The sequence below is a fragment of the Streptomyces sp. NPDC002265 genome (assembly GCF_040296125.1).
Lineage (GTDB): Bacteria > Actinomycetota > Actinomycetes > Streptomycetales > Streptomycetaceae > Streptomyces.
This window is the reverse complement of record NZ_JBEOWS010000622.1, coordinates 1-2,468: the sequence shown is the minus strand read 5'-3', so window position 1 is coordinate 2,468 and position 2,468 is coordinate 1. Positions and strand designations below refer to the sequence as shown.

Sequence of the window (2,468 nt, the reverse complement as noted above, 5' to 3'; positions counted from 1 at the left end):
GCCGGAAGCGGGCGTGACCAGCGCACCCGCAACTCCCCGACCTTCGCCACATACAGGCGGCCGTTGCCGCGCAGGCAGAACCCGTTGGCGGTGAGGCGGATCGACTGCCGGCTGTCCCGCCTGGACTTGAACCGGGGCGGCGCGACCTTCGGGCCCCTGCGCCTGCCGGTGACGCAGGAGAAGAAGTTGCGGTAGGCGGCGTGCAGGTCCCGCAGGGACTGCACCAGCACCACCGACGACACCTCGGACAGCCACACCCGTTCCCCGGTGCGCTTGGCCGCAGTGATGACCTGCTTCTGCAGGTCGGTGTCCTTGATATACGGCAGCCCCGCCGCGTGTGCATCCCGACGGGCCCGAAGGCCGTCGTTGAAGACCACACGGGCACACCCGAACGCCCTGGCCAGCGCATCACGCTGTGCGGGCTCGGGGTACACACGGAAGTTGTACCGGAGCTGCATGTGATCAACCTACTGCCCGGCACTGACAACACCGGCCTGGACAGCTTCGCCCTGCGGACCGTTCCGGCTCACCCCGCCCTGAAGGACGGGGCTTGCGCCGGACCCAGCCGGTCAGCGAGGGCGAACTGCCGCAACGGCTCGAAGGGCCCCTCGTCGGGGTTCACCCGGAGCGGGTTCCGGCAGCGGTTCAGGCCGTGTCACTGGGTGCGGCCCGAGGCGTTCCCGTCGACAAGGCGGCCGCCTACGTGTCCAGTTCGAACCACAGGGTCTTGCCGATCGCCGTGGGAAGGCAGCCCCACGCTTCGGCGAGCGCATCGAGAAGTTCCGTACCGCGTCCGCCCTCCGAGTCGATGTCTACGCAGTGGCGTACGGGGCCGGTGGTCTCGGTGTCCTCGACCTCGCAGCGCAGGCGCGAGTCGTGCAGCCGCAGGTTGAGTCGCAGGGGACCGCGTGTGTAGCGCAGCGCGTTGGTGACCACTTCGCTGACCAGCAGCTCAGCGGTGTCCGCTACGCCCTCCACGGCCCACTCACCCAACTGCCCGGTCACCAGATTGCGCGCCCGGCGGACCGAGGTCAGCTCCCTCTCCAGGGGCCAGGAGGCATCCCGGTCACTGACGCTGGCGCGGGGTGCGTCGAGCACCCGCAGAGGCCGCGTGGTGCGCGACCACATGGCCAGCTGTCGGGCGAGCCAGGACGCGGGCGCGGCCCGGCGGGAGCGCTCGTGGTCTCGATCGCGGTTCGAATCAGACGACTCCGCCCGCCGGGGGTTGCCGATCCGGGCAGGGCGTCCCACGCGCGAGGCGGCGGTGAGGCCGGTGGCCTGGGGAGCCATGCGAATCAGACCCTTCTGAGCTGCTGATGGCCGTCGCGCGAAGCGTCGAATGCCGACGTCGCCTGTGTACGGCCAGGTGAATGCTCGTGTCCTGTTTTGTAGCGGTCGCTACATGTACAACATACATGAAGCGACCGCTACAGTAAATACCAGGGCAAAAAATCATAAATCGGACGAGTGGAGCTGCGGGTGCGCCGGCCGGCCTGCGCACCCGCAGCCAGGAGTCGAGATGCCGCGTTCACCTGATCCAGCCAAGCGACGGATCCTTCTGGATCAGATCCGCGAGTACGTGATGCGCCACGGCTTGGCCGACCTGTCCCTTCGGCCGCTGGCACGCGAGCTGGGCACCAGCGACCGTATGCTGCTCTACTACTTCGGCACCAAAGAGCGCATGGTCGCCGAAGCTCTCGCTGTGAACGAAGCCCGGCCCCTCCTCCGGTTCCAGGATCTGCGCGCTGCCGCCAGTCCCCCCGAGGACCCCGCGGCTCTGCGCCGCCTCCTCGAAGAGATGTGGCGACGATTCAAAGCCCCGGCCGTGCGTCGCACCTTCCCCCTCTATCTGGAGATCATGGTCGCGAACGTGCTGCACCCCGGCCGGTACGAGCCCCTCACACGCGACAATCTCAGGCAGTGGACGGACCTGTTCACCGCCTTTTTCGGCAACTGGGGCATGCCCGCGCCACGAGCGCGCGCGGAGGCGACCCTTCTGGTCGATGCCGTCTTCGGCCTGCTCATGGCGCACCTGGCGGACGACCGCGAGGATCAGGCCGACGCCGCCTTCCGTGTGCTCCTCGACCGTCTCGAACCCGGTTGGCACGTGTCGTCGGTACACCCCGGTCCGGAGCCGCCTACTGGTCCGCTGCGGTGATCCGACGGCCGGTGAGGCTCGTCGGCCCGATCGACACCCACATCTCGCGTTTCCCTCCCGGCCAGGGTGTGGTGCGGGCTCGCTCGCTCAGCCCGTGCACGGCGTCGGGTTCCGTGACGACGCTCGCCGGTCCGACGGCCCTCCCTGGTCCACATGCGCGTCGGAGGGAGTTGGGGTACTCCTCGAAGGGAGAGAACGCATTGCACCCGGCATGTCGGCGCCGTCCGGACCAGACACGCCACCGGACTCGTTCACCGTCATCTCCAGCTTCGTACGAGACGGAGGCCGCCGCCATGCAACCCGTCGTCAC

General features: G+C 68.6%; 3 protein-coding genes. 1 reads left to right on the top strand and 2 read right to left on the bottom strand.

Annotation, left to right across the window (positions count from 1 at the left end):
- Both ABT085_RS45640 and ABT085_RS45635 read right to left on the bottom strand, forming a co-directional pair.
- The coding region (locus ABT085_RS45640; RefSeq protein ID WP_351622973.1) for an RNA-guided endonuclease InsQ/TnpB family protein at window positions 1-458 on the bottom strand (458 nt) is incomplete at its 3' end.
- A gap of 241 nt (window positions 459-699) precedes the next feature.
- Window positions 700-1,290, bottom strand: coding sequence for an ATP-binding protein (locus ABT085_RS45635; protein WP_351622970.1), 591 nt, complete (start codon window positions 1,288-1,290; stop codon window positions 700-702).
- 229 nt (window positions 1,291-1,519) lie between these two features.
- Here ABT085_RS45635 and ABT085_RS45630 point away from each other — a divergent pair, with 229 nt between their 5' ends.
- Window positions 1,520-2,158 (top strand): TetR/AcrR family transcriptional regulator, encoded by a 639-nt coding sequence (locus tag ABT085_RS45630; RefSeq protein ID WP_351622967.1) that lies wholly within the window; start codon window positions 1,520-1,522, stop codon window positions 2,156-2,158.
- Window positions 2,159-2,468: the final 310 nt, after the last annotated feature.